The sequence below is a fragment of the Mangrovibacterium sp. genome (genome assembly GCF_041596335.1).
Taxonomy (GTDB): Bacteria; Bacteroidota; Bacteroidia; order Bacteroidales; family Prolixibacteraceae; genus Mangrovibacterium.
Genome location: NZ_JBFHIT010000012.1, coordinates 1 through 19,838, shown reverse-complemented (window position 1 = coordinate 19,838; position 19,838 = coordinate 1). Strand labels below are relative to the sequence as shown.

Sequence of the window (19,838 nt, the reverse complement as noted above, 5' to 3'; positions counted from 1 at the left end):
CTAAGCCTCCTTATTTTCGGTGATCCGTCGGATTAAATCTTTATTGATGAGCGAGAACAATCCATCTTCCACATCCTTGGCGCTGAGCACAAACTGAACACCTTTGTTTTCAGTTGATTTTACCTCAATTTTTGCCTGACTGGATGCCAGCGGTTTCAATTCAATTTGCTCAGAAAGAGCTTGTTTCAGCAAAAAGGCTTCCATATGCTTTTGCAGTTCGGGAGAAATATGAACCGTTTTATTCCCTGAAACAGATGAAAGAACCGCTTTGGTTAACTCTTCCAGATATTGTTTTTGGGTAAACAGGCTTTCGCATTGGGTTCCGAAAATTGATTTCAAATTATCAATCATCGCTATTTTGGTCGCTTCAACCATATCCCGGGCAGCCTGAGTAATGGCAATATTCGCATTCTTTTCAAGTTGAGCTGCGCCCAAGCGCGCTTCTTCAAGAATTTGGTTCTTTTTACGTTCGGCTTCAGCAATTATGTCATCAGCCTTTTTCTGAGCATCACTCACCAAACGTTGTTTTTCAGTTTCTCCGGCATTAATACCTTGCTCTCTAAGCTTAGCAATAATGCCTTCGAGATTTTCCTTATTGTTTGTCATATGCTGTATTTTTCAATTTTGGGTTCTGCAAATCCGCATCAGGCCAATCCTTCATTTGTAGTTTCAGATGGCTATGCATTCGTTGCATAATGCCTGCTAGTTAGTCCAATATTCTTCGATCAACTTTCTACTTAAGCCGGTTTCTGTAGGCTCAAAATGCCTTTTCAGAATGGCCCAACATTTATTTAGGGCAGCTTCCAGCTCAATGGATTCGCCAAATGGCTCTTCCAGATTCGAGATGAAATCCTCGCGGTAGCGAAGCAGCTTTTGCGAGAAAGCATCGTTTGCGGCGCCAACTTCGGCAGCTTCATGTGCTTTTTCGGCGTCGGCCAGCAGAGAAGCCATAGCCGTCATGATGGCACGGTGGTCGTTTCGTGTTTTTCCGTTCACCTGCTGTTTCAAACGAGAGAGGGAACGAGCCAACTTTAGTTTTCCGTTTTCCAGGAAAAATTGGCCCTCCGTGATATACCCCGTATTGTCGGGAACAGGATCTTCCAATGATTCGAGAGTTGTTGCCCCGATGATGGTGATTGAACCGGCACCTTCAATATCGGCTGCTACCTCGTAACGACGGGCCAATTCAGAATACAACGATCCGGGATAACCTTGAAGTGACGGAATTTGATCCTGGTAGTTGGCTACGTTACGAAGGATATTCGACCAGTTGGTCATATCGGTGAGCAGCACCAGTACATCTTTACCCTGATCGGCAAATTCGCGTGCCACACTTAATGCCACATCGGGCAACATCAGTCCTTTAATTTGCGAATCGCCTGCCAGGTGGGTGAACATGATGGTTTTATCAATGTTCCCTGACTGCGAAAGCTGTTCTTTGAAGTAATGGTATTCGTCGAATTTCAATCCGATACCAGCAAAGATGATGATATCGGCTTGTGCACCCTGGGCAATTTGCGAGAGCAAACGGTTGTAAGGTTCTGTTGGGCCGGCGAAAATTGGTATTTTTTGCGACTTCACCAGCGTGTTGAACACATCAATCATCGGGATACCAGTCCATAACGGCTGCTTGGGAACCAAACGTACCGTAGGGTTCAGCGTATCCAAACGGGTTGACACTTGTTTTTCGAAGATGATGTTTGGCCCGCCATCGGCGACATTCCCTACCCCATCAAAACTGCGGCCGAGCATTTTGTATGAGAAACCTGCAGAAAAGGGGATTTCGTGCATTCGAATTCGGGTTTGCGTACTCAATCCCTGAGTACCGTTGAATACCTGAAAACGGGTTGAATCTTCGCTAATATTAATAGCTTTGGCGAAGGAAAGACTTTGGTTCGTGTCTGCATTCAACAGCTCTACGACGTGATTCAAAGCAACGCCCGGGTTTCCTTCTACCGAAATCAGCGCCTTTCCTACTTCACTAATTCTGTTTATCTCTTTGCGGATCATGCTAACTCCTCCTCTTGCTTAATAAACTGTTCAATTTTTTTCGACAGGCCAGCGATCTGCTCTTCTTGGCGGGCATTACTGTTCCAGTCCTTCCACCATTGCCGTAATTCGTCGAATTTGGTTTTCACCAGATCTTTCAATTCTTCATCGTCCATCCCGTTCTTTGAAAATTCGATCGGGCTGTGAATTAGTTTCTGAACCGCTTCGTTGATCACTGACAATCGCTCGGGGCGTGTACAGGCATCGATTTCGTGAAAAGCATCCTGCTGCATGACACAAAAGTCGATGGTAAGTCCTTTTTGGTATTGGACATATTTTTCAACCGGTACTTTTTTCAACCCAATGGTACTGATGGTTTGGTCGATACCATTCGCTTCGTTCAGGGTTTGCAGCATTTTATTTCGATCGGTCCACGAAATAAAACTATCGTAAACCGATGTGGTATACGCCAAAGGGTCGATGGCCGGATATTTTTTGGCATCGGCACGATCTTGCGACAAGCCCCAAAAACCACCGGTAGCATCCATGGTTGCCTGAGTTACCGGCTCCTGGAAGTTACCCCCTGCCGGAGAAACTGTCCCGATAAAAGTAAGCGAACCACCTGTGCCCGAATCGGCACCGGCGCGTTGGTACATCCCTTTAATCTGATCGGGAATGTCCATCGGAAATGCTTCGGGTCCGGGAATATCACCCTGACGGCCACTACGTTCGCGAAGCGCCTGCGCCCATCGAGAGGTTGAATCGGCCAGCAAAATTACATTGTAGCCCTGGTAGCGATAATACTCACCCACAGTCAGCGCGATAAACACACTGGCCTCACGGGCGGCCACCGGCATAGAGCTGGTGTTCCCGAAAATACACATGCGGTTCATCAGTGAATCGCCTGTCGCAGGATCTTCGAGCTCAGCAAAATCTTTAAACACCTCAACCGCCTCTCCGGCACGCTCGCCGCAAGCAGCCATGATGATGATATCGGCTAAAGCATATTTACACAAGCAGTGCTGCAATACGGTTTTCCCGGCACCAAAAGGCCCGGGGTTTCCAACAGTACCACCGTAGCCCACCGGTGCAAGCAGATCGATAATGCGTACTCCCGTTGAAATGGTTTTGCTGGGAATGGCACGTGATTTAAATGGAATAGGAGATTTTACCGGTTGACGGAAAACCAGTTTCAATTCGTGCTTTAGTTGAAGTTCGTCGGTTACCACAGCCACTACCTGGGTGATATTTACCGAACTTTTGCCGATGATGCTTTCAACTTTGCAGGTTCCAAAATTAAAAGGAACCAATATTTTATGATCCAAACGTCCTTCAGGAACAGAACCAATGGCGTCGCCACCTTTAACCAGGTCGCCCACCTTTACGGATGGAGTGAACTCCCAGAGCATCTCTTCGTCCAGTGCAGGCGCTTTACTCCCGGGCACCAGGTAAGCATTCTGCTCTCCCAGCTTATACAAGGGATTTTGAAGTCCGTCCCAAATACTTGTTAACAAGCCCGGGCCAAGCAAAACCGACAAGGGGGTTCCCTTAAATTCCACTAAATCTCCAATTTGCGCTCCGGTAAGATCTTCAAACACCTGCATTTCCACAATCCCTGCATCTGCATTCTTGGGATCGGGAAAAATTTGGAGCACCTCTGCCTGAAGCAGTTTGCCATCCACCGTGATTTCGGCGGTCTCCCCCATGATCACATCATCAAAGAATCGCGCTTTTACGAGCGAATCCTGAATGGACACGAGAGTTCCAGTCCTCTTCTTATTGTTCATTATATCTGTATTTTTAAATATTTCTTTATCGGAAATCTATCAGATCGCTGATTGTCTTTCAGAAAAAAACCATCCAACAAATACTCCCATTCCCCGTCAAAATTTCCTATCAATTAAAAACCGGCCTTGAAATTGAAAAACATTTCGCAAATTCCATCATAAAATTGACTGAAACATTAAATTTTAATCTTGAAATGATGTTTCCTAACGCTGAAACACATCATTTTGGAGAATATTTCTACTAATGCGAATTCAATTCGGGATCTGCAAAATCTGGGATCATGCCCAATTCCGGAATTTCTGAATTCCCTAAAAGACACACATCAGCAATAGAATTCCCTGCTACGCCAGCCAGTGAACAAAAGATCATTTCCAATCGTCTTCGGCATAAAACCAGCCTGAAAAGTTTGATCGTAATTTCATTGAAATGACGAACTGATCCTTGTGATCAGGCTTGCCAGGTGAAATCAACCTTCAGCAGATGATAATGTTCATTATTTTTTGAGTTAGCCATGAAACGCATTCATCATTAAATGAAAATCGGACCTGGAGACTTTCTCTTAGCTTGATTATCATTTTTCAGATATCGTCTACTTATTTTCCTTCAGATACAATGGCGCACAAACGAAATCAAAACCATAAATATAGACACTTTAGGCAAAGGTTGCTTTTGGTGCACCAATTTTAAAAAGAACTTATGGTCGTATGAGTGGATTCATCCGGCTATCTAGGGGGAGACGCTATAAATCCTTCCAACAAGGAAATCTGCACCCGAACCACCGGTCAACGCCGAAGGGAATGAAATTGCATACAAAGGCAAAATGGTCGCGAAATAGAATCCCTATCCACAATCGGAGCACAAAAACGTTCCAATTAAAGGGGAAACTGACATCAGTTTCCTTTTTTTTGTTCGCGTCATCAGCCAACTGGTTGAGACAAAGCCGTAGTTTGTTGATTCCTTTTTTCCAGCCGGAAAAAATCGCTTTATTTTAACAAGAAATCGCAAAGCATCAACAATGAAAGCACGATCCAATCAGTTTGAGCGCATTCATTTTGATACGTCCCGTGCCGCAGTCACGGAAAAAGCGATTCACCATCCAATGTTGTTACCAAGGCTCACAAGTCAACATCAAATTCGCCATTGGTAATTGTGTGAGATGTGTAAGAAATACAATCAATAAAATAGCTGTGTTTGAGGAATAAAGCGGATTCCCACGAGAGCACCCCAATTCTTTTTTCTTACCGGGGTTCGTTTTTTATTCTTCATTCATTTAAAACAATAAATAAAATGCCAATAAAAAGTATTGATGGATGTATCGGTTGCGGAACATGCGTTGCAACTTGTCCAACCGATGTTATTCGGCTAAATCCGAAAAACAAAAAAGCAGAGATTATGTATCCGGCCGATTGCCAGATTTGCCATCTATGCCGAATGTACTGTCCGGTGGATGCAATTACTATTTCGCCCGAGAAGTCGATACCGGTCATTGTTTCCTGGGGATAACTTTTATCGCTACGCTGAACTTATTTCAGCACCGGTAAAAATCAAATTAAAAAATTAAGAATGAAATTCATAAAGACCATTCAACAAAATGGAAAATAAAATACGAATATACAATCGAGTTGGAGCTATTCTGCTGTTCATCGGACTGCCAGTCCTTTTATGGGCTTTGGACGATGTTCCAAGACGCAGTGATCTGAAAGAAGCAATTTCAGTTGTTACATTAGTCGCCTATTCGTTGATGTTGGCACAGTTTTATCTGGCACGCAGCAACAAAATAATTCTGAACGAACACAAGATGAGTCGTGTTGTAAAATGGCACAAAGTACTTGGATATAGTTTTGTCACCGTGCTTCTTCTTCACCCTTTCCTAATTGTGGTTCCACGCTATTTCGAATCCGGAATCACTCCCGAAGAAGCATTTATTCAACTGATTACATCCTTTGATAATCCGGGAGTTCTGTTGGGCCTTATTGCATGGAGTTTGATGCTGACAATCGGGATCACATCGCTGTTCCGTGATCAACTGCCAATGTCTTACAAAACGTGGCGAGTGGTTCATGGTATTCTGTCCATCGTATTTATTGTCACCGCAACCTGGCACGCCATCGATCTGGGGCGACACACCGACAAAGCCATGATGACTTTTATGCTCGTAATGGCAGGTGGCGGAATTCTTCTTTTGTTGCGTACCTATTTTTCTAAATCAACTAAAAAAGTTGCACAATGACATTATCTAACGTAAAAAACGATATTTCACGTCGCCGTTTTTTGGGAATGGCGACCGGTGCTGCAGGATTGGCTATGCTGAGTACTTCCGGGCTTTCCGGATGGGCATCAAACGTAACAAAAATAGACCCCGCCAAGCTAACAAACAGCGAGCATGAAACCGATGTTTTGGTTATTGGTGGCGGAATGGCCGGGCTTTTTGCAGCTGTTAAAGCTCACGATGCCGGAGCCAAAGTTTTGATGGTATCAAAAGGCCGGCTAGGTTCATCGGGGCAAACCCCTTTTGCCAAAGGAATTTTTGCATACGACGCGAATAATGAAGAAGTGAGCATCGATGAGTTTGTCGAGAAAGTATCAGCGTCGGCTTTAGGTTCCAATAATCAAGCTTATACCCGCCAAATGGCTGAACATTCGTTGGCTCGGGTGAACGAACTTCGGGAGTGGGGATTTTTTGATTCGCCACTATATAACAACTCATTCAGCAAACCGATTTCAGAGCGAAATATCCCATTAATTGAACGGTTAACCATTACCCATTTGATTAAAGAGAATGGTAAAATTGTAGGGGCTGCAGGTTTTAGCATCGACGAGCAAAAAGTGCATTTCTTTAAAGCAAAAAGCGTGATTTTATGCACCGGAGCGGGAGGTTTTAAACCCAACGGGTTCCCGATTTGTGACCTAACGCACGATGGAACAATAATGGCTTATAACATTGGAGCAAAGGTTACTGGCAAAGAGTGGAACGATGGGCATCCGGGACAATCAACAAATGCAGCTGCCTGCTATGATGGCTGGCACGGAATGTTTGATCGCAAACCCGGTTTAACAGGCGTCGAAATTCACCACGATTTGGGTGTCGACCTAAACTATATCGTTTATAAAACAGGCAACCCGGTTCAATCGATGGGGCCGGGATCGGAAAAAAATTCGAGTGTTGAAGGCGGCCCTTACCGGCCAAATATCGGACAACAGCGTAGTGCTAAACAAGGCGAAGAACGTTCGGAGGGCCGGCCACCCAGAGACGGAAGAGAAGGTGACGAAGGCCGCCCTCCCAGAGATGGCAGAGACGGCGAAGAAGGAAGACCTCCCAGAGAAAAAGGTGACAGACCCGGTGGAAAAGGGTCAGACGAAGGTGGAGCCCCTCCGGGAATGGGAGGATCGGTTGTTGGTGGATCTTCGGCCGGGATGGCGATCCATAAATCGGAAGGCCTGGTGCCAATAAACGAGAAATGCGAATCAACCATCCCCGGACTTTACGCTGCCGGCGACGCTTTAGGCTCGTATATGGCCGGTGCAATTTATACACAGATTGGATCATCGCTAGCTGGATCGGCGGTACAGGGAGCTGTTGCCGGTGAAGCGGCTGCTGAATATTCATCAAAAGTTGCAGCCTCTGGCATTTCGCAGGAAAAAATGGATCAAATTCGGGAAGAAATCTTAGCTCCTCTCAACAGAGAAGCAGGATACAGTCCGGCATGGATCACCCAAACGCTACAAGGAATTATGATTCCCAACTTCATTCTCTACATCAAAAAAGAAAATCTGATGCAGGCGGCTCTGGCTTATATCGAAGAATTACGCGACTACCATATGCCATTTTTAAAAGCTGCCGACATGCACGAATTGCGCCTGGCACACGAAACACGCAATATGATTATTAGTGCCGAAATGAAGTTAAAAGCTTCGCTTATGCGCACCGAAAGTCGTTGTAGCCATTACCGTTTAGACTATCCGGATTTAGACAACGAAAACTGGTTGGCCTGGATTAATATTTTTAAAGGTGAAGATGGGACGATGCAATTCGAAAAACAGCCTTTTGGCAGCTGGCCAACAAGCGACAGCAGTTTAATTTAATTAAGTTCAGTTAATCACTTTATCCGGATCTATGGAAATATTTCTACGTACTGCATTACTCGTATTATTATCAATGACCCTTGCATTTTGTACGGGCAAAAAACAAACCGATTCCGACACTTCGAGAAACCTAAATCAAGGAAAATCGTCGGTTGTTAATTACGCAACCGTTTTCCCTGATGATAAAGTCAATCGCATTGATATAAAAATCGACGAAAAGCAATGGGCTCAAATGGTCGACGATCTGAAGTCCAATATTGGCTCTTCAGAGCAGATGCCTCCGCGGCCCGAAAACAATTTAGAAAACGACGAGGGAATTCCGCTGCACAACAATGCTGAAAACAGGCCTCAACGCCGGGCTCACGCCGGACCGCCTCCTGAGGGTGGTGGACATAGAATGCCGCAAGAAATGGGAAACGACAGCATTCGTTCACAAAACAGAGGACGCAGAATGGGCCCGCCCCGCGGAGGAATGCTTGATGAATCAACTTTTAACCCCAAATGGTCGTATTGCGATGTTTTATTCAACAAGGAACAGTGGCAAAAAGTAGGTATTCGTTTCAAAGGAAACTCAAGTCTCCATTCTACCTATCAGTCTGGCATCGGGAAACTTTCGTTAAAACTCGATTTTGAGCACTTTGAGGATCAATTTCCTGAATCTAAAAATCAGCGTTTCTACGGATTTCAGCAACTCAACCTTAAAAACAATTACCAGGACAGATCTTTCATGCGTGAAAAAGTAGCATCCGATTTGTTTGCCGAGTTTGGCCTGGTCACTCCAAAATCCTCCTTTTGTGAACTGTATGTTGACTACGGCGAAGGTCCTCAGTATTTCGGACTTTACACCTTGGTTGAAGAGGTTGATGACACCGTAATTGAAACCGGTTTTTTGAGCGAAAACGGAAACCTGTACAAACCTGAAGGGGCTGCGGCTACTTTTGCGAAAGATAGTTTCAAGGCATCTGAGATGAATAAGAAGAACAACCGAAAATCAAAAGATATTTCTGATGTGCAAAAGTTGAATAAAGTGCTCAACAGCTCGTTGCGAACTGAAAACAACCAAGCCTGGAAGAACCGACTAAATAAAATTTTTGATGTTCCGGTTTTTCTGAAATGGTTGGCCGCCAATACGATTATTCAAAACTGGGACACCTATGGGAACATGTATCACAACTATTATCTCTACAATAATCCTTCAACCAATAAACTGGTGTGGATTCCCTGGGACAATAATGAAGCCCTTCAACCCGGGAAAATGGGTGGAGCCCCTTCCCTTTCGTTAATGGAAATTGACGAGGGCTGGCCGCTTATTCGCTACATTTTGGATGACGAAGAGTGGAATGCTGAATACCTACGGAATGTTCAAGATTTTTCGGATAACATTTTTACTCCGGAAAAAATGACCGAAATCTATACAAACTACCAGAATCTGATTACCAATTCGGTAATAGGTAACCGGGGAGAAAGGCCAAACTACACGTTTTTAAGAAGCGATTCGGATTTTGGCGAGGAAGTTTCGCGACTGAAGCAACATGTAGTAGACCGAAAAACAGCCGTTCAGGAATTTCTGAGTAAATAAAAATATGTAGGTTTGAGTTTAATTTCTTTTTCAACGTCAAAAATGAACCAATCCATAAAATTAAAAAGAGGGGAATCCATTACCTATATCGTCTTATGGGCTGTTATTCTATTGGTCCCCGTGTTTATTTCAAATACGGATTACGGGTTCAACTGGTCCAAAGTGGTGCACGAATGGATTCGTTTTCTGCCCTTTCTGATTATATTTCTGGTTCACAACTACTTCATATTTCCTCGTTTTTTTATCCCTAAAAAACGAATTTTGTATTTCTCCATCACGTTGGTTTTAGTTTTATTGCCTGCTTTCTTTACCGATTTTATTGGCGAATTTTTCAGCCAGTTCGCTGCCGACTCGTTTGATCTTACGCCTCGAGGAAACATGCCACCAGTAAGAAACGGAATGCCCCCAATGGGCAACAGAATGCCCCCATTTCCTGACGAGATGCCCATGAGGCCGGATCAACCTGCTCAACAACCTTTTCACCGTTTAATTATCGACAATGCGCTAGTGTCTATTTTAGTAGTTGGTTTTAATGCGGCGATTAAAGTAACGGTGATCTGGCAAGCCGAAGAGCAAAAAAGCAAAGAGCTGGAAAAGGAAAAATTGCAAACTGAACTCGCTTTTCTCAAGAACCAGGTGAGCCCTCACTTCTTCATGAATACACTCAATAACATTCACGCCCTAATCGATATAAATGCTGAAGATGCAAAAGAATCGGTCATTAAACTGTCGAAACTAATGCGCTATTTACTTTACGATTCAGAAGCGGGAAAAACAACACTGGCTAAAGAAATTGAGTTCGTAAAAAGCTATGTCGATCTGATGAAACTTCGCTTCACATCGAAGGTTTCGATTCGAATGTCGTTCCCTGAAAAGGTAGCCAATATTACTATACCGCCGATGCTCTTCACGTCCTTGCTCGAGAATGCGTTTAAACACGGAATCAGCTACCAAAAGGAATCGTTTGTTGATATTGTCATGAGAACAGATCAAAACGATTTGTTCTTCTCGGTGAAAAACAGTAAAAAAGAAGCCGGTAACGGATTAAACGAAGTTGGTGGAATTGGGTTGGAAAATCTAAAAAAACGATTGGATTTAATTTACCCGAATCGATATTTACTGGAACAAAAAGAAAATAAAGATACCTTTGAAATCCATATAAAACTCCCAATAAATGGATAAAATACGATGCATCGCTATTGATGATGAACCACTTGCTCTAATGCAAGTTGTTAGCTATATCAGCAAATTGCCGTATCTGGAACTCGTTGCTCAATGCTCTAACGCTATCGAAGCGCTTGAGGTCATTAACCAGCAACCAGTTGATCTAATGTTTGTTGACATTAACATGCCCGACCTCAACGGATTGGAATTTGTAAAGTCGCTAACTCAGAAACCATTGTTGGTTTTCACAACCGCTTATGGCGAATATGCGCTTGAAGGGTTTAAAGTTGATGCCCTCGACTACCTGCTGAAACCGTTTTCATTTGCCGATTTCTCGAAGGCAGCCGGAAAAGCAAAAATCCAATTTGAGTTCATGAATCAAGCTCAGCAAAAACAATCAACAACCGACGATAGTAACAATTATCTTTTTATAAAATCGGAGTATAAATTATTGCGGGTCAATATCGATGATATCCTTTATATAGAGGGAATGAAAGAATATGTTCGGATTCATTTAAACGATCAAAAACCGGTGATGACATTACTTAGCATGAAATCATTGGAAGCCAGACTGCCGGAAACCAAATTCATGCGGGTGCATCGATCGTACATTGTTAATCTTGAGAAAGTAACTGCAGTTGAGCGGCTTACCATTATTTTTGGCGATAAGGTTCGGATTCCGGTTTCGGATAATTGCAAAGAAAAATTCCAACACTTTCTGGATAAAAATTTCATGTGCTAACCTGGTGCTTTTCCACCAGCATCCGAAAACTCCAATCCTAGTTCACTCATCAACAAAAGCGTTTTGTCGACGGATCGGGAAAAACAGCGATTGTTGTTCTGCTCCGGATTTCGTTCGGTTCATTTTTACTTATTAATTGGTGTTGCGCAGTCGCACCCACTCGCGCCGTAAGAAGAAAACCACGATCATAGCAGAGCAGGCATCAGAAATTGGCATCGCCACCCAGATTCCGTTTAACTCGAAAAAATCAGGCAACACGTACAAGAGAGGGATTAGTACAATTACCTGTCGAAGCAAGGTTAACAAGGTCGCAATTTTTGCTTTGCCAATGGATTGAAAGAAGTTGCCCGCGACAACCTGAAAGCCAACAATCGGCAAAGCCAACAACCCCAACCTCAATCCTTGTTTTCCAATTTCAAGCAAGGCCGGATCCTCGGCATTGAAAAACTGCACAATGACCTTCGGAAACCCCTGTACCAATCCAAAAGCCAGAACCGAGATAACTGTAGCTGAAATCATCGCTATGCGCAGTGCCTCCCGCACACGGTTCGAATCGCGTGCACCGTAATTAAACCCGATAATGGGCTGCGAAGCCATGTTGATAGCCACAACAGACATAATAATCATTGTAGCAACAGAGTTTACAATTCCCATCGCCCCTACGGCCAAATCTCCCCCAAAACTAATCAGCTTGGTGTTTATTAAACCTTGAACAACAGAGTTCGCAATCTGCATAAAAAACGGAGCCATACCAATCACCAATATTTCTTTGATCACCGACGGTTCCAACTTCAAATATTTACGCTTGATTTTTACGACCGACTTATTGCTTTGAAAATGCAGTAAAACCCATCCGGCCAAAACCATCATCGAAATTACGGTCGCATAGGCAGCGCCTTTTACGCCCAATCCCAAGCCAAATATAAATATGGGGTCGAGCACAATATTTGTTCCGGCGCTAATCAGCATGGAATACATCGCGATGCGGGCGTTTCCTTCGGAACGGATGACATTGTTTAATGAAAAACCAACCACCTGAAAAATGACACCCAACAAGATGATATCCAGGTAATCGTTTGCATATGCTATTGTTTCGGGAGTGGCACCAAACAAATCTAACATCGGTCCTTTAATCAGAAATCCGATCACGGTAATCAGCACCGATACCACAATCATCAAAACGAGACTGTTCCCCAAAACCCGTTCGGCTTTGTCCTTATCCTTTCGCCCCATATTTATCGACACCAATACACTGGCACCAATGCCTATCAGCATGCCAAAGGCAATCATAACAAGCATCACCGGGAAAATAACAGAAACGCCGCTCAAAGCCATCGCGCCAACTCCCTGACCGATGAAGATCCGGTCGACGATATTGTACAAAGCATTTACAAATACGCCAATAAAGGCTGGAATGAAATACTTCAACATTAACCGGCCAACATGTTGTTCTCCTAATTCTCTCGATTTATCCATGAAACTGCAAGGCTTTGACAATGAAGTAGAATGAGTCTGATTTTTCACTTTCGAGAAAAAAGTGTTCCGGAAAACACGCTCTCTGCAAACTAATCAGAAACAAAAATGTTCGGCGCAAAAGTAAACATTCACTCCGATAAATCCTGAAATTCAAACTTCTTATTCTAAATTTGCACGACGATACATACTTGAACAAATTTGGAAAGATGGCAGCAGAAACTGGAAAGAAACTCAATACTGAAACAATAGAAAACCTTCAATCGGGGAACTCCGAACTGGTCAATGATACCCTGGACAACTTAAGTGAAGCGGGCAACTCAGCATACATCCCCCTTTTGATTGAGTTACTACATTCAACCCAAAATAACGAGATTAAAAAACGTGTGGCTAAACTCTTAGCCGAACTCAAACACAGCGATGCAATTCCAATGATCGTTGATGCGATCAAAAATCAGACTTACGAGGATGAATTGCAATATCTTGTCTCGGCGTGTTGGGAAAACGGATTGGACTTTAGTGATCATCTTTCCTTGTTTATTGATCTGATGATTGAACAGGATTTTATGATCGCATTTGAATCGCACACGGTGATTACCAACATGACCGGTAAAATATCCTCCGCTATTCGCGAACAAGAAACCAGAAAGATCGAGGCTGCTCTGAACGATGTTGGAGATGAAAAACGAGACTTGCTTCTGGAAATTATCGAATTCCTTCCGCTATTGGAAGCAGGAATAGAACCACACTCCTATTAATATTTCTCGCGCAAAAGGCTAGGATTTAAGGTAATATCAGTTAATTTTAGGGTCTTCATTTAATTGAACCGAAAAAGATTTTCGTGAAAAAGGCCCTACTATTTCTGAGTTTGGTGTTGATTGTTTGTGCAGCGACTGCTCAGGATGCTGAATATTCGCAATTCTATGCCAACCCAATTTATCTGAATCCGGCTTTCACCGGCACTTCCGATCAGGCTCGGTTCGCCATCAATTACCGAAATCAATGGCCACAGCAAGGTTCAACCTTTGTCAACTACGCTGTATCATTCGACCGCTATTTTCCGAAACTTAACGGAGGAATTGGCGCACAAATTCACAATAACCGCGAATTAAACAGCATTGTTGAAAAAACAAATCTGAGCCTGTTTTACTCGCATCATATCAAGCTGAATCCGCGTTTCTTTTTCGATTTGGGACTTGAAGCAGGGATGACCTACAAACAGTTGGACTATGACCGCCTGATCTTTCCGGACATGATTAACCAACTTACCGGCGAACGTTATGTTGGCACCCAGGAGATTCCGGAAAACGCCAATTTGTTTTATCCCGATTTCAGCATTGGTGTGATGGGACAGTATGATTCGTTTTACGGTGGTATTAGTGTTGACCACTTAAACCAACCGGATGAATCGGTTTTTATTGGCGATAACCGCGGAAAGCTCCCCATAAAGTTAACCGTTCATTTTGGAGCAAAAAACTACCGTTGGCATCGGGGACTATTATCGCGTCGGTTCACCGTTTCTCCGAATGTGATCTTTCAGCATCAAGGGGCATTTAGCCAGCTGAACATGGGGCTATATATACTCGAGAAAGCAATATCTGCCGGTATTTGGTATCGACAAACCTCAGGCATCCAACCCGAATCCATGATTTTCATGATCGGTGTTATGCGCCCTAATTTTAAAATCGGATATAGCTACGACATTGGCCTATCGAAGCTGACCAATTATTCCAACGGAGCCCATGAAATTTCATTGATTTTCTTTACCGGAGAAAAACATTCCGACCGCGACGCGTTATTAATTCCGTCGCTCTAATAAAGAGCGAGAGATAACACTGATATCACGAAATAACACGGATCGTAATCAAAGTTGATTATTTGGCGCAGCTCAAAAACCAGATACTGTTGCTAAAAAACTAACGTAACAGTCCCACTCTGTTTCCGGAAATGGTCAAAAACATCGCGATAGTTCAGCACCCACACATAAGTTCCTTCGGGAGCAAATTCACCGTTTTTCATTTTTCCATCCCAACCAGTTGCTTTATCGATTGATTCAAATACCTGTTCGCCCCAGCGGTTGTAAATCAACATGTGGTATCCCTCTGTCTGAACCGCCTCGCTTGTAAGTAAAAAGATGTGATTCTCGGGATTGGTGCTATTCGGACTAATCGCGTTCGGCGGGAAAAGATCGTCCGGTGCAACCAATACTCGATGGCTCACGGTATCCGTACACCCAAATTCACTTTCGGCTAACAATAAAACATCGAACCACCCCAACCCTTCGTAACGGTTTTTAGGATTTTCTTCGTACGAAAACTGCCCATCGCCAAAATCCCATTCATAGTTTAGGGCTCCTTCACTTAAGTTAGTGAACTGAAAAACCGGATCGGAAATCAGACTCTCCGCCTTGTCAAAATCGAACGCTGCCACCGGATCCGAATAAACGTCAATGGCCTGTTCCATCAGTACAGTATCGCTACAGCCGGTGATGGAGGAAACACCGATGGCCGAAATCTGATATTGTGCTCCTTGCTCAGAATATTCTTCGGCTACTTGCTCACCGGTTTGTGTGCTTAGCCCCGTATCCCAGGTGTAACTCAACTGATCGATCGGATCCAGCGCGGTTGCTGTTAGATTTGCAGTAAATGGCGAGCAGCCCCGAGCAATGTCGGCCGCCAAATCAAACCAGGGTTGCCGCTTGAAGGAGAATGTCTTTTTTGCGCTTGTACATCCTTTATCAGAAATCACCTGTAAACCAATTGAAGCTTGTGGTTTGTTTTTCAAACTAATCCGTAGCGGACCGATTTTGTTGCCCGGATTGTATACAATTTCTTCCGGATCGAGAGCTGACAAATCCCACAGATAAGTATCGGCATCGGTGCCACTCCCGGTATAATTCACATCAAATTCGTGCGGATAGCATCGCTTCGGATCGATGTCGGTATAAACAGTTTTGATCGGATAAACCGTTATAAAATCGTCAAACGTTCCGGTATTCGTACATCCGTCGACACAAAATACGGTAAGGGTTACATCATAAGCTCCGGCATAATCATAAACATGTTGGATGCTTGGATCGGGAGTACTCAGTCCGAGTCCATCTCCAAACTCCCAGGTGTAGGTTTCGATCTCTTCGGTTGCTGTGGCTGAAAAATTAACAGTTAGAGGCCGGCACCCCTCGGTTACATCGGCTGTTAGCTCAATATTGGGTGTTACCCGAACCTGAGTTGTTTCCAATACACTCTGACAACCAGACTCACTAATCTGCAGCCCAAGTTTACGCTGATTGGTTTGCAAAAACCCTAGCTGGATTGTTAAATCGGTGAGCCCTTTGCCCCCAGCATAGAGCGTATCTGCGAAATACCAACTAAAATCGGCAGTCGAAGGTGCATCTCCTTCATAATTCACCGCCAAACTGTACCCGGAACACTGTGACGAGTCGATATTGATTGCCGTGGAATAAACGGGAGTGACATTCACGTTAAATAGTTTCGTGTCAACACAACCATCGTAGTCAACACGGGCTTGGTAAACTGTACTGTCATACGGAGAAGCCTTTGGGTTTGAGATGAAAGCATCACTCAAACCTGCTGTTGGCAACCAAGAGTAGCTCCCTTCAGACGATTGATTTAGTGAAATGGTATCGTAGCGACAAATTGTTTGGTCGGCAACAGCACTAAAAACGACTTTACGAATTTTGATGTCAAAAGACGTCGACAACTCTAAATCCGGATCATCGCTCCTCCCGCCATACTCGACAATATAACCTTTTGGATAATATTCATCCGCAGAAATACTACCTCCCGCGTTTGGCAAGTCGTTCCACGTTTTTGGTTCGTTTGTTTTGCTTTGATTGATATGTGCATAATCTTCATCGCCTTGATTATTAGGTTCATCACTGCGCCAATTCGCGTATTGTCCGGAAACTGCTGCCCCTCCCACCGCTCCTTTCCAAAAAAGTGTGCCGGCTTCGGGGCCTGTTACCCATTTCCAATATCCTTCTCGTTCTTCATCAGAAGCACCAATCCATCCAACTCCATCAATTTTAGTCCAGATAAACTCGTTTTCTTCCTTCATGGTAATGGTTACCAAATACCCCCTCATGCCATGGTAGATCTTGTCGTCGGACTCAGCGGCTGCTTTGGCTTCGTTCCAGGATATTCCGGGTTGCTTGTAGTAACGGTAAAAGTGTCCTGTTTCCGGCAGAAAATCGGCATCAATCAAGCTGATGGCAATTTGTCGTGTGGTGGAATTCGGTATTGGCATTGGATTGAAATACCAGATATTTTCAATCGCGTCCTGATATTCTCCGGCAGTAGCTGCTCCTCGTAATTCGAGGGTTCCGGTAGCCGACAACCATTGGGCACTTAGCGAGGCGCTAAGTTTTTTACATTCCAAACGTTCAGCCCCCGATATATAGTTGGCAATTGAAACCTTCAACCCATCGTAAATGGAATCACCTTCGACCTTTACCATGGGGCCAAAAGCCAATGAATCTTTGCAGAAGGTGATGGAAGATGCACCCGCCAATTCAAGACTTAGCGTTCCGCTTTGGGCAAAAGAAAAGCCGGATGTTAAAACTGCAATTAAAAAAATTAACATCCGACTTCTCATATAGTTATGCTTTGTTTATTTTTTATTCGAAAAGTACTTCATGAATTGCGCCCGTTCATACAGTCCCGGATCTTCAATTTTCGCGTATGACAATCGACCTCTAAATTCTTCAATGGTTTTAAAGTTCCATTTTTCCATGAACTTTTCCAAATCTTTAACCATTCCGGCAATCACCTGAGTCCCGTTGATGTATACTGAAGAACACACTTGTGTTACCTGGGCTCCAGCCAAAAGTTGTTTAATTACTGCATCTCCATCGTGAATCCCGGTCGAAGCGGCGATTTCAAGTTTTGGAAGGGCAGCGCTTACCAGACCAACCCAACGTAATGAACGGCGAATATCCGTCGGAGAACTAAACACTTCAGATACAGTTAGTTCCAGTTTTTCAATATTGATATCGGGTTCGTAAAACCGGTTAAACATGGTGACAGCTTTCGCTCCATTCGCCATCAACCGCTCAGCCAAAGCAATCAGGTTTGTGAAATAAAAACCAATTTTCACTGAAACCGGAATAGAAACCGCGCTCTTTACTTTTTTCAACACATCGATATACAGTTGTTCAATTTCCTGTGTCGATTCGTTGCGACCTGTTGGGACGTAATAAATGTTCAACTCCAAAGCATCGGCTCCGGCTTGTTCGAACTCTTTGGCAAAACTGGTCCACTCGGCAGCCGATACGCAATTAATACTGGCTATTACAGGAATAGAGACTTCCTGCTTTACCCGACGAATTAATTCCAAGTGTTCGGAAACCGTATTTTGTCGCGTATAATTGCGGATATAGTCTTCTGCCTCCGGATAGGTATTTTGCGGATCTTTCGAAATCAGATGACCAACCTCACCGTAAATCTGCTCTTCAAAAAGCGATTTCAAAACCACTGCCCCGGCACCGGCCTTCTCTAAATCTTTAATTTTTTCTACACTGTTCGTTAGGCCCGAACTTGCCACAACAATCGGATTCTTCAGCTTCAAACCCAAATATGTCGTATCTAACTTTTTCATATACTATTGGTTTATTTATCTTTTTTGATTTTTGTTTTTCATCGAACAGCGTCTCATCTCAGCCATAGATTGGATCAACCTCAGAGCACTAACAAACTAACTGTACTTTCGTTCACCGAACAGGAGGCTTCCCACGCGAATCATGGTACTTCCCTCTTCAATCGCCAATTGGTAGTCGCCCGACATACCCATGGAAATTTCAGAAAAAGAATCATCGTCTCCAAAGAATTCGACTTTAATTTGATTAAATATGTTTTTAAGCTGCCTGAATTCCCTTCTGATTTGCGCCTCATCGTCGGTGTATGTCGCCATCCCCATCACCCCCCGAATGGCCACCGATTTCATGCCTGAAAATTCAACCGAACTTAAAATCGTCCGGGCTTCCGAAAGATCCAGACCAAACTTAGTTTCTTCTTCCGCCACATGAAACTGCAGCAAACAAGAAATTATTCGATTGTTCTTTTCCCCTTCTTTGTCGATTGTTTTCAGCAGTTTTTGCGAATCGACCCCATGAATTAAATCCACGAAAGGAGCAATATATTTGACCTTATTGGTTTGCAGATGTCCGATAAAGTGCCATTCAATGTCTTTAGGCAAATCTTCATATTTTCGAACCAACTCCTGAACCTTATTCTCACCAAATGCACGCTGCCCGGCTTCGTAGGCCTCCAGAATGTTATCGTTTGGCTTAGTTTTCGAAACCGCCACGAGTTGAACCCCTTCGGGCAACTCGCTTTTCAACTTCACTATATTTTCAGCTATTTCCATCACTATTCCCCTGAATATCAATCTAAATAAAACAATGCTGCTAACGAACTAAACTCCCCTAAGAGACAAACCAATCCAGACTCGTGTTTTTCTGCCTGACAGACGATTGGCCGGAGTTTCCCCGTGCAAAATGCATTGCACTACAAAACTACAAAAGCAGGCGAAAAACAAATCTATTTTTTATAGTTTTTTGAGGAGGCTAAACCTGACGTATGCACCTGGCTCGCTGAATGCCGAAAGGATGATAAGAATACGCGCATCGAAGGACGAATTTCGGCAACAATAGTGAACCTAAAATCTGAACCCAAAATTTAATTTGCGGATAAAACTTATTAGCTGTATTGAACTCAAACCGATTGCAAACCGAGCACGTCACAATCCGCGCCAATTAAATACCAGACAATTACAAACCCTCTGCATCAAAATTTCGTATCCCCAACAGATATAAAAAATTCGCGGTATGGGACTATCAATGCCCATCAGAAATGGCATTGGCCTCAATTTTACTTCATGTCGCAGTTTTTTACGCACTGGCCTGATGGGCAACGCCCCGCAACGAAACTACACCGCAAGGACGTAGTTTTTATTCCACCCTGCACAATAACAAAACGATTAAATCACGATCTAAAACTTAGG

The 19,838-nt window shown here is 43.7% G+C and carries 15 protein-coding genes; 8 read left to right on the top strand and 7 right to left on the bottom strand.

The genetic code is table 11. From position 1 onward, the window contains the following. The 3 genes from ABZD21_RS06410 to ABZD21_RS06400 form a co-directional block, all read right to left on the bottom strand. The gene (locus tag ABZD21_RS06410; protein WP_372773779.1) at nt 1-606 is read right to left on the bottom strand and encodes a hypothetical protein; all 606 of its coding nucleotides are present in this window, start codon (nt 604-606) and stop codon (nt 1-3) included. Nucleotides 607-702: 96 nt separating this feature from the next. Beyond that, entirely contained in the window at nt 703-2,010 is a 1,308-nt protein-coding gene (locus tag ABZD21_RS06405) for a V-type ATP synthase subunit B (RefSeq protein WP_372773778.1), read from the bottom strand. Beyond that, the gene (locus ABZD21_RS06400) at nt 2,007-3,776 is read right to left on the bottom strand and encodes a V-type ATP synthase subunit A (RefSeq protein ID WP_372773776.1); all 1,770 of its coding nucleotides are present in this window, start codon (nt 3,774-3,776) and stop codon (nt 2,007-2,009) included. The genes ABZD21_RS06405 and ABZD21_RS06400 overlap by 4 nt, the downstream gene beginning before the upstream one ends. 1,288 nt (nt 3,777-5,064) lie before the next feature. Between ABZD21_RS06400 and ABZD21_RS06395 the strand changes: the two genes are divergently transcribed. From ABZD21_RS06395 to ABZD21_RS06370, 6 genes are all read left to right on the top strand, one after another. Further along, nucleotides 5,065-5,280 (top strand): ferredoxin family protein, encoded by a 216-nt coding sequence (locus ABZD21_RS06395; protein ID WP_372773775.1) that lies wholly within the window; start codon nt 5,065-5,067, stop codon nt 5,278-5,280. An 88-nt stretch (nt 5,281-5,368) separates the two neighbouring features. After that, nucleotides 5,369-6,007 carry a ferric reductase-like transmembrane domain-containing protein gene (locus tag ABZD21_RS06390; protein WP_372773774.1) on the top strand — a complete coding sequence of 213 codons (639 nt, stop codon included), beginning with the start codon at nt 5,369-5,371 and terminating at the stop codon, nt 6,005-6,007. Further along, entirely contained in the window at nt 6,004-7,860 is a 1,857-nt protein-coding gene (locus tag ABZD21_RS06385; RefSeq protein ID WP_372773773.1) for an FAD-dependent oxidoreductase, read from the top strand. Before ABZD21_RS06390 ends, ABZD21_RS06385 begins: the two co-directional genes overlap by 4 nt. Before the next feature lie 73 nt (nt 7,861-7,933). Further along, on the top strand, nt 7,934-9,439 hold the full coding sequence (locus ABZD21_RS06380) for a CotH kinase family protein (RefSeq protein WP_372773772.1): 1,506 nt from the start codon (nt 7,934-7,936) through the stop codon (nt 9,437-9,439). A 42-nt stretch (nt 9,440-9,481) separates the two neighbouring features. Further along, nucleotides 9,482-10,621, top strand: a complete 1,140-nt coding sequence (locus tag ABZD21_RS06375) for a sensor histidine kinase (protein ID WP_372773770.1) — start codon at nt 9,482-9,484, stop codon at nt 10,619-10,621. Continuing rightward, nucleotides 10,614-11,345, top strand: coding sequence for a LytR/AlgR family response regulator transcription factor (locus ABZD21_RS06370; protein WP_372773769.1), 732 nt, complete (start codon nt 10,614-10,616; stop codon nt 11,343-11,345). The genes ABZD21_RS06375 and ABZD21_RS06370 overlap by 8 nt, the downstream gene beginning before the upstream one ends. A gap of 132 nt (nt 11,346-11,477) precedes the next feature. On the opposite strand, the gene ABZD21_RS06365 is transcribed toward ABZD21_RS06370, so the two are convergent. Beyond that, on the bottom strand, nt 11,478-12,821 hold the full coding sequence (locus ABZD21_RS06365; protein WP_372773768.1) for an MATE family efflux transporter: 1,344 nt from the start codon (nt 12,819-12,821) through the stop codon (nt 11,478-11,480). Nucleotides 12,822-13,027: 206 nt separating this feature from the next. On the opposite strand from ABZD21_RS06365, the gene ABZD21_RS06360 reads away from it, so the two are divergent. Together ABZD21_RS06360 and ABZD21_RS06355 are read left to right on the top strand one after the other, a co-directional pair. Beyond that, nucleotides 13,028-13,576 (top strand): hypothetical protein, encoded by a 549-nt coding sequence (locus ABZD21_RS06360; protein ID WP_372773767.1) that lies wholly within the window; start codon nt 13,028-13,030, stop codon nt 13,574-13,576. Nucleotides 13,577-13,659: 83 nt separating this feature from the next. Beyond that, nucleotides 13,660-14,634: a type IX secretion system membrane protein PorP/SprF gene (locus ABZD21_RS06355; protein ID WP_372773765.1), complete on the top strand. Its 975-nt coding sequence runs from the start codon at nt 13,660-13,662 to the stop codon at nt 14,632-14,634. 92 nt (nt 14,635-14,726) lie between these two features. On the opposite strand, the gene ABZD21_RS06350 is transcribed toward ABZD21_RS06355, so the two are convergent. From ABZD21_RS06350 to ABZD21_RS06340, 3 genes are all read right to left on the bottom strand, one after another. After that, nucleotides 14,727-17,432 carry a PKD domain-containing protein gene (locus ABZD21_RS06350; protein ID WP_372773764.1) on the bottom strand — a complete coding sequence of 902 codons (2,706 nt, stop codon included), beginning with the start codon at nt 17,430-17,432 and terminating at the stop codon, nt 14,727-14,729. Nucleotides 17,433-17,447: 15 nt separating this feature from the next. Beyond that, nucleotides 17,448-18,434 (bottom strand): dihydroorotate dehydrogenase-like protein, encoded by a 987-nt coding sequence (locus tag ABZD21_RS06345; protein ID WP_372773763.1) that lies wholly within the window; start codon nt 18,432-18,434, stop codon nt 17,448-17,450. A gap of 96 nt (nt 18,435-18,530) precedes the next feature. After that, the gene (locus tag ABZD21_RS06340; RefSeq protein ID WP_372773762.1) at nt 18,531-19,202 is read right to left on the bottom strand and encodes a YggS family pyridoxal phosphate-dependent enzyme; all 672 of its coding nucleotides are present in this window, start codon (nt 19,200-19,202) and stop codon (nt 18,531-18,533) included. Between the last annotated feature and the right edge of the window lie 636 nt (nt 19,203-19,838).

Excerpts from the sequence above, each read along its gene's own strand:
- ABZD21_RS06385 (WP_372773773.1), top strand. The coding sequence starts at position 6,004 with ATGACATTATCTAACGTAAAAAACGATATTTCACGTCGCCGTTTTTTG.
- ABZD21_RS06345 (WP_372773763.1), bottom strand. The coding sequence starts at position 18,434 with ATGAAAAAGTTAGATACGACATATTTGGGTTTGAAGCTGAAGAATCCG.
- ABZD21_RS06360 (WP_372773767.1), top strand. The coding sequence starts at position 13,028 with ATGGCAGCAGAAACTGGAAAGAAACTCAATACTGAAACAATAGAAAAC.
- ABZD21_RS06405 (WP_372773778.1), bottom strand. The coding sequence starts at position 2,010 with ATGATCCGCAAAGAGATAAACAGAATTAGTGAAGTAGGAAAGGCGCTG.
- ABZD21_RS06380 (WP_372773772.1), top strand. The coding sequence starts at position 7,934 with ATGACCCTTGCATTTTGTACGGGCAAAAAACAAACCGATTCCGACACT.
- ABZD21_RS06370 (WP_372773769.1), top strand. The coding sequence starts at position 10,614 with ATGGATAAAATACGATGCATCGCTATTGATGATGAACCACTTGCTCTA.
- ABZD21_RS06350 (WP_372773764.1), bottom strand. The coding sequence starts at position 17,432 with ATGAGAAGTCGGATGTTAATTTTTTTAATTGCAGTTTTAACATCCGGC.
- ABZD21_RS06395 (WP_372773775.1), top strand. The coding sequence starts at position 5,065 with ATGCCAATAAAAAGTATTGATGGATGTATCGGTTGCGGAACATGCGTT.
- ABZD21_RS06375 (WP_372773770.1), top strand. The coding sequence starts at position 9,482 with ATGAACCAATCCATAAAATTAAAAAGAGGGGAATCCATTACCTATATC.
- ABZD21_RS06400 (WP_372773776.1), bottom strand. The coding sequence starts at position 3,776 with ATGAACAATAAGAAGAGGACTGGAACTCTCGTGTCCATTCAGGATTCG.
- ABZD21_RS06410 (WP_372773779.1), bottom strand. The coding sequence starts at position 606 with ATGACAAACAATAAGGAAAATCTCGAAGGCATTATTGCTAAGCTTAGA.
- ABZD21_RS06365 (WP_372773768.1), bottom strand. The coding sequence starts at position 12,821 with ATGGATAAATCGAGAGAATTAGGAGAACAACATGTTGGCCGGTTAATG.
- ABZD21_RS06390 (WP_372773774.1), top strand. The coding sequence starts at position 5,369 with ATGGAAAATAAAATACGAATATACAATCGAGTTGGAGCTATTCTGCTG.
- ABZD21_RS06340 (WP_372773762.1), bottom strand. The coding sequence starts at position 19,202 with ATGGAAATAGCTGAAAATATAGTGAAGTTGAAAAGCGAGTTGCCCGAA.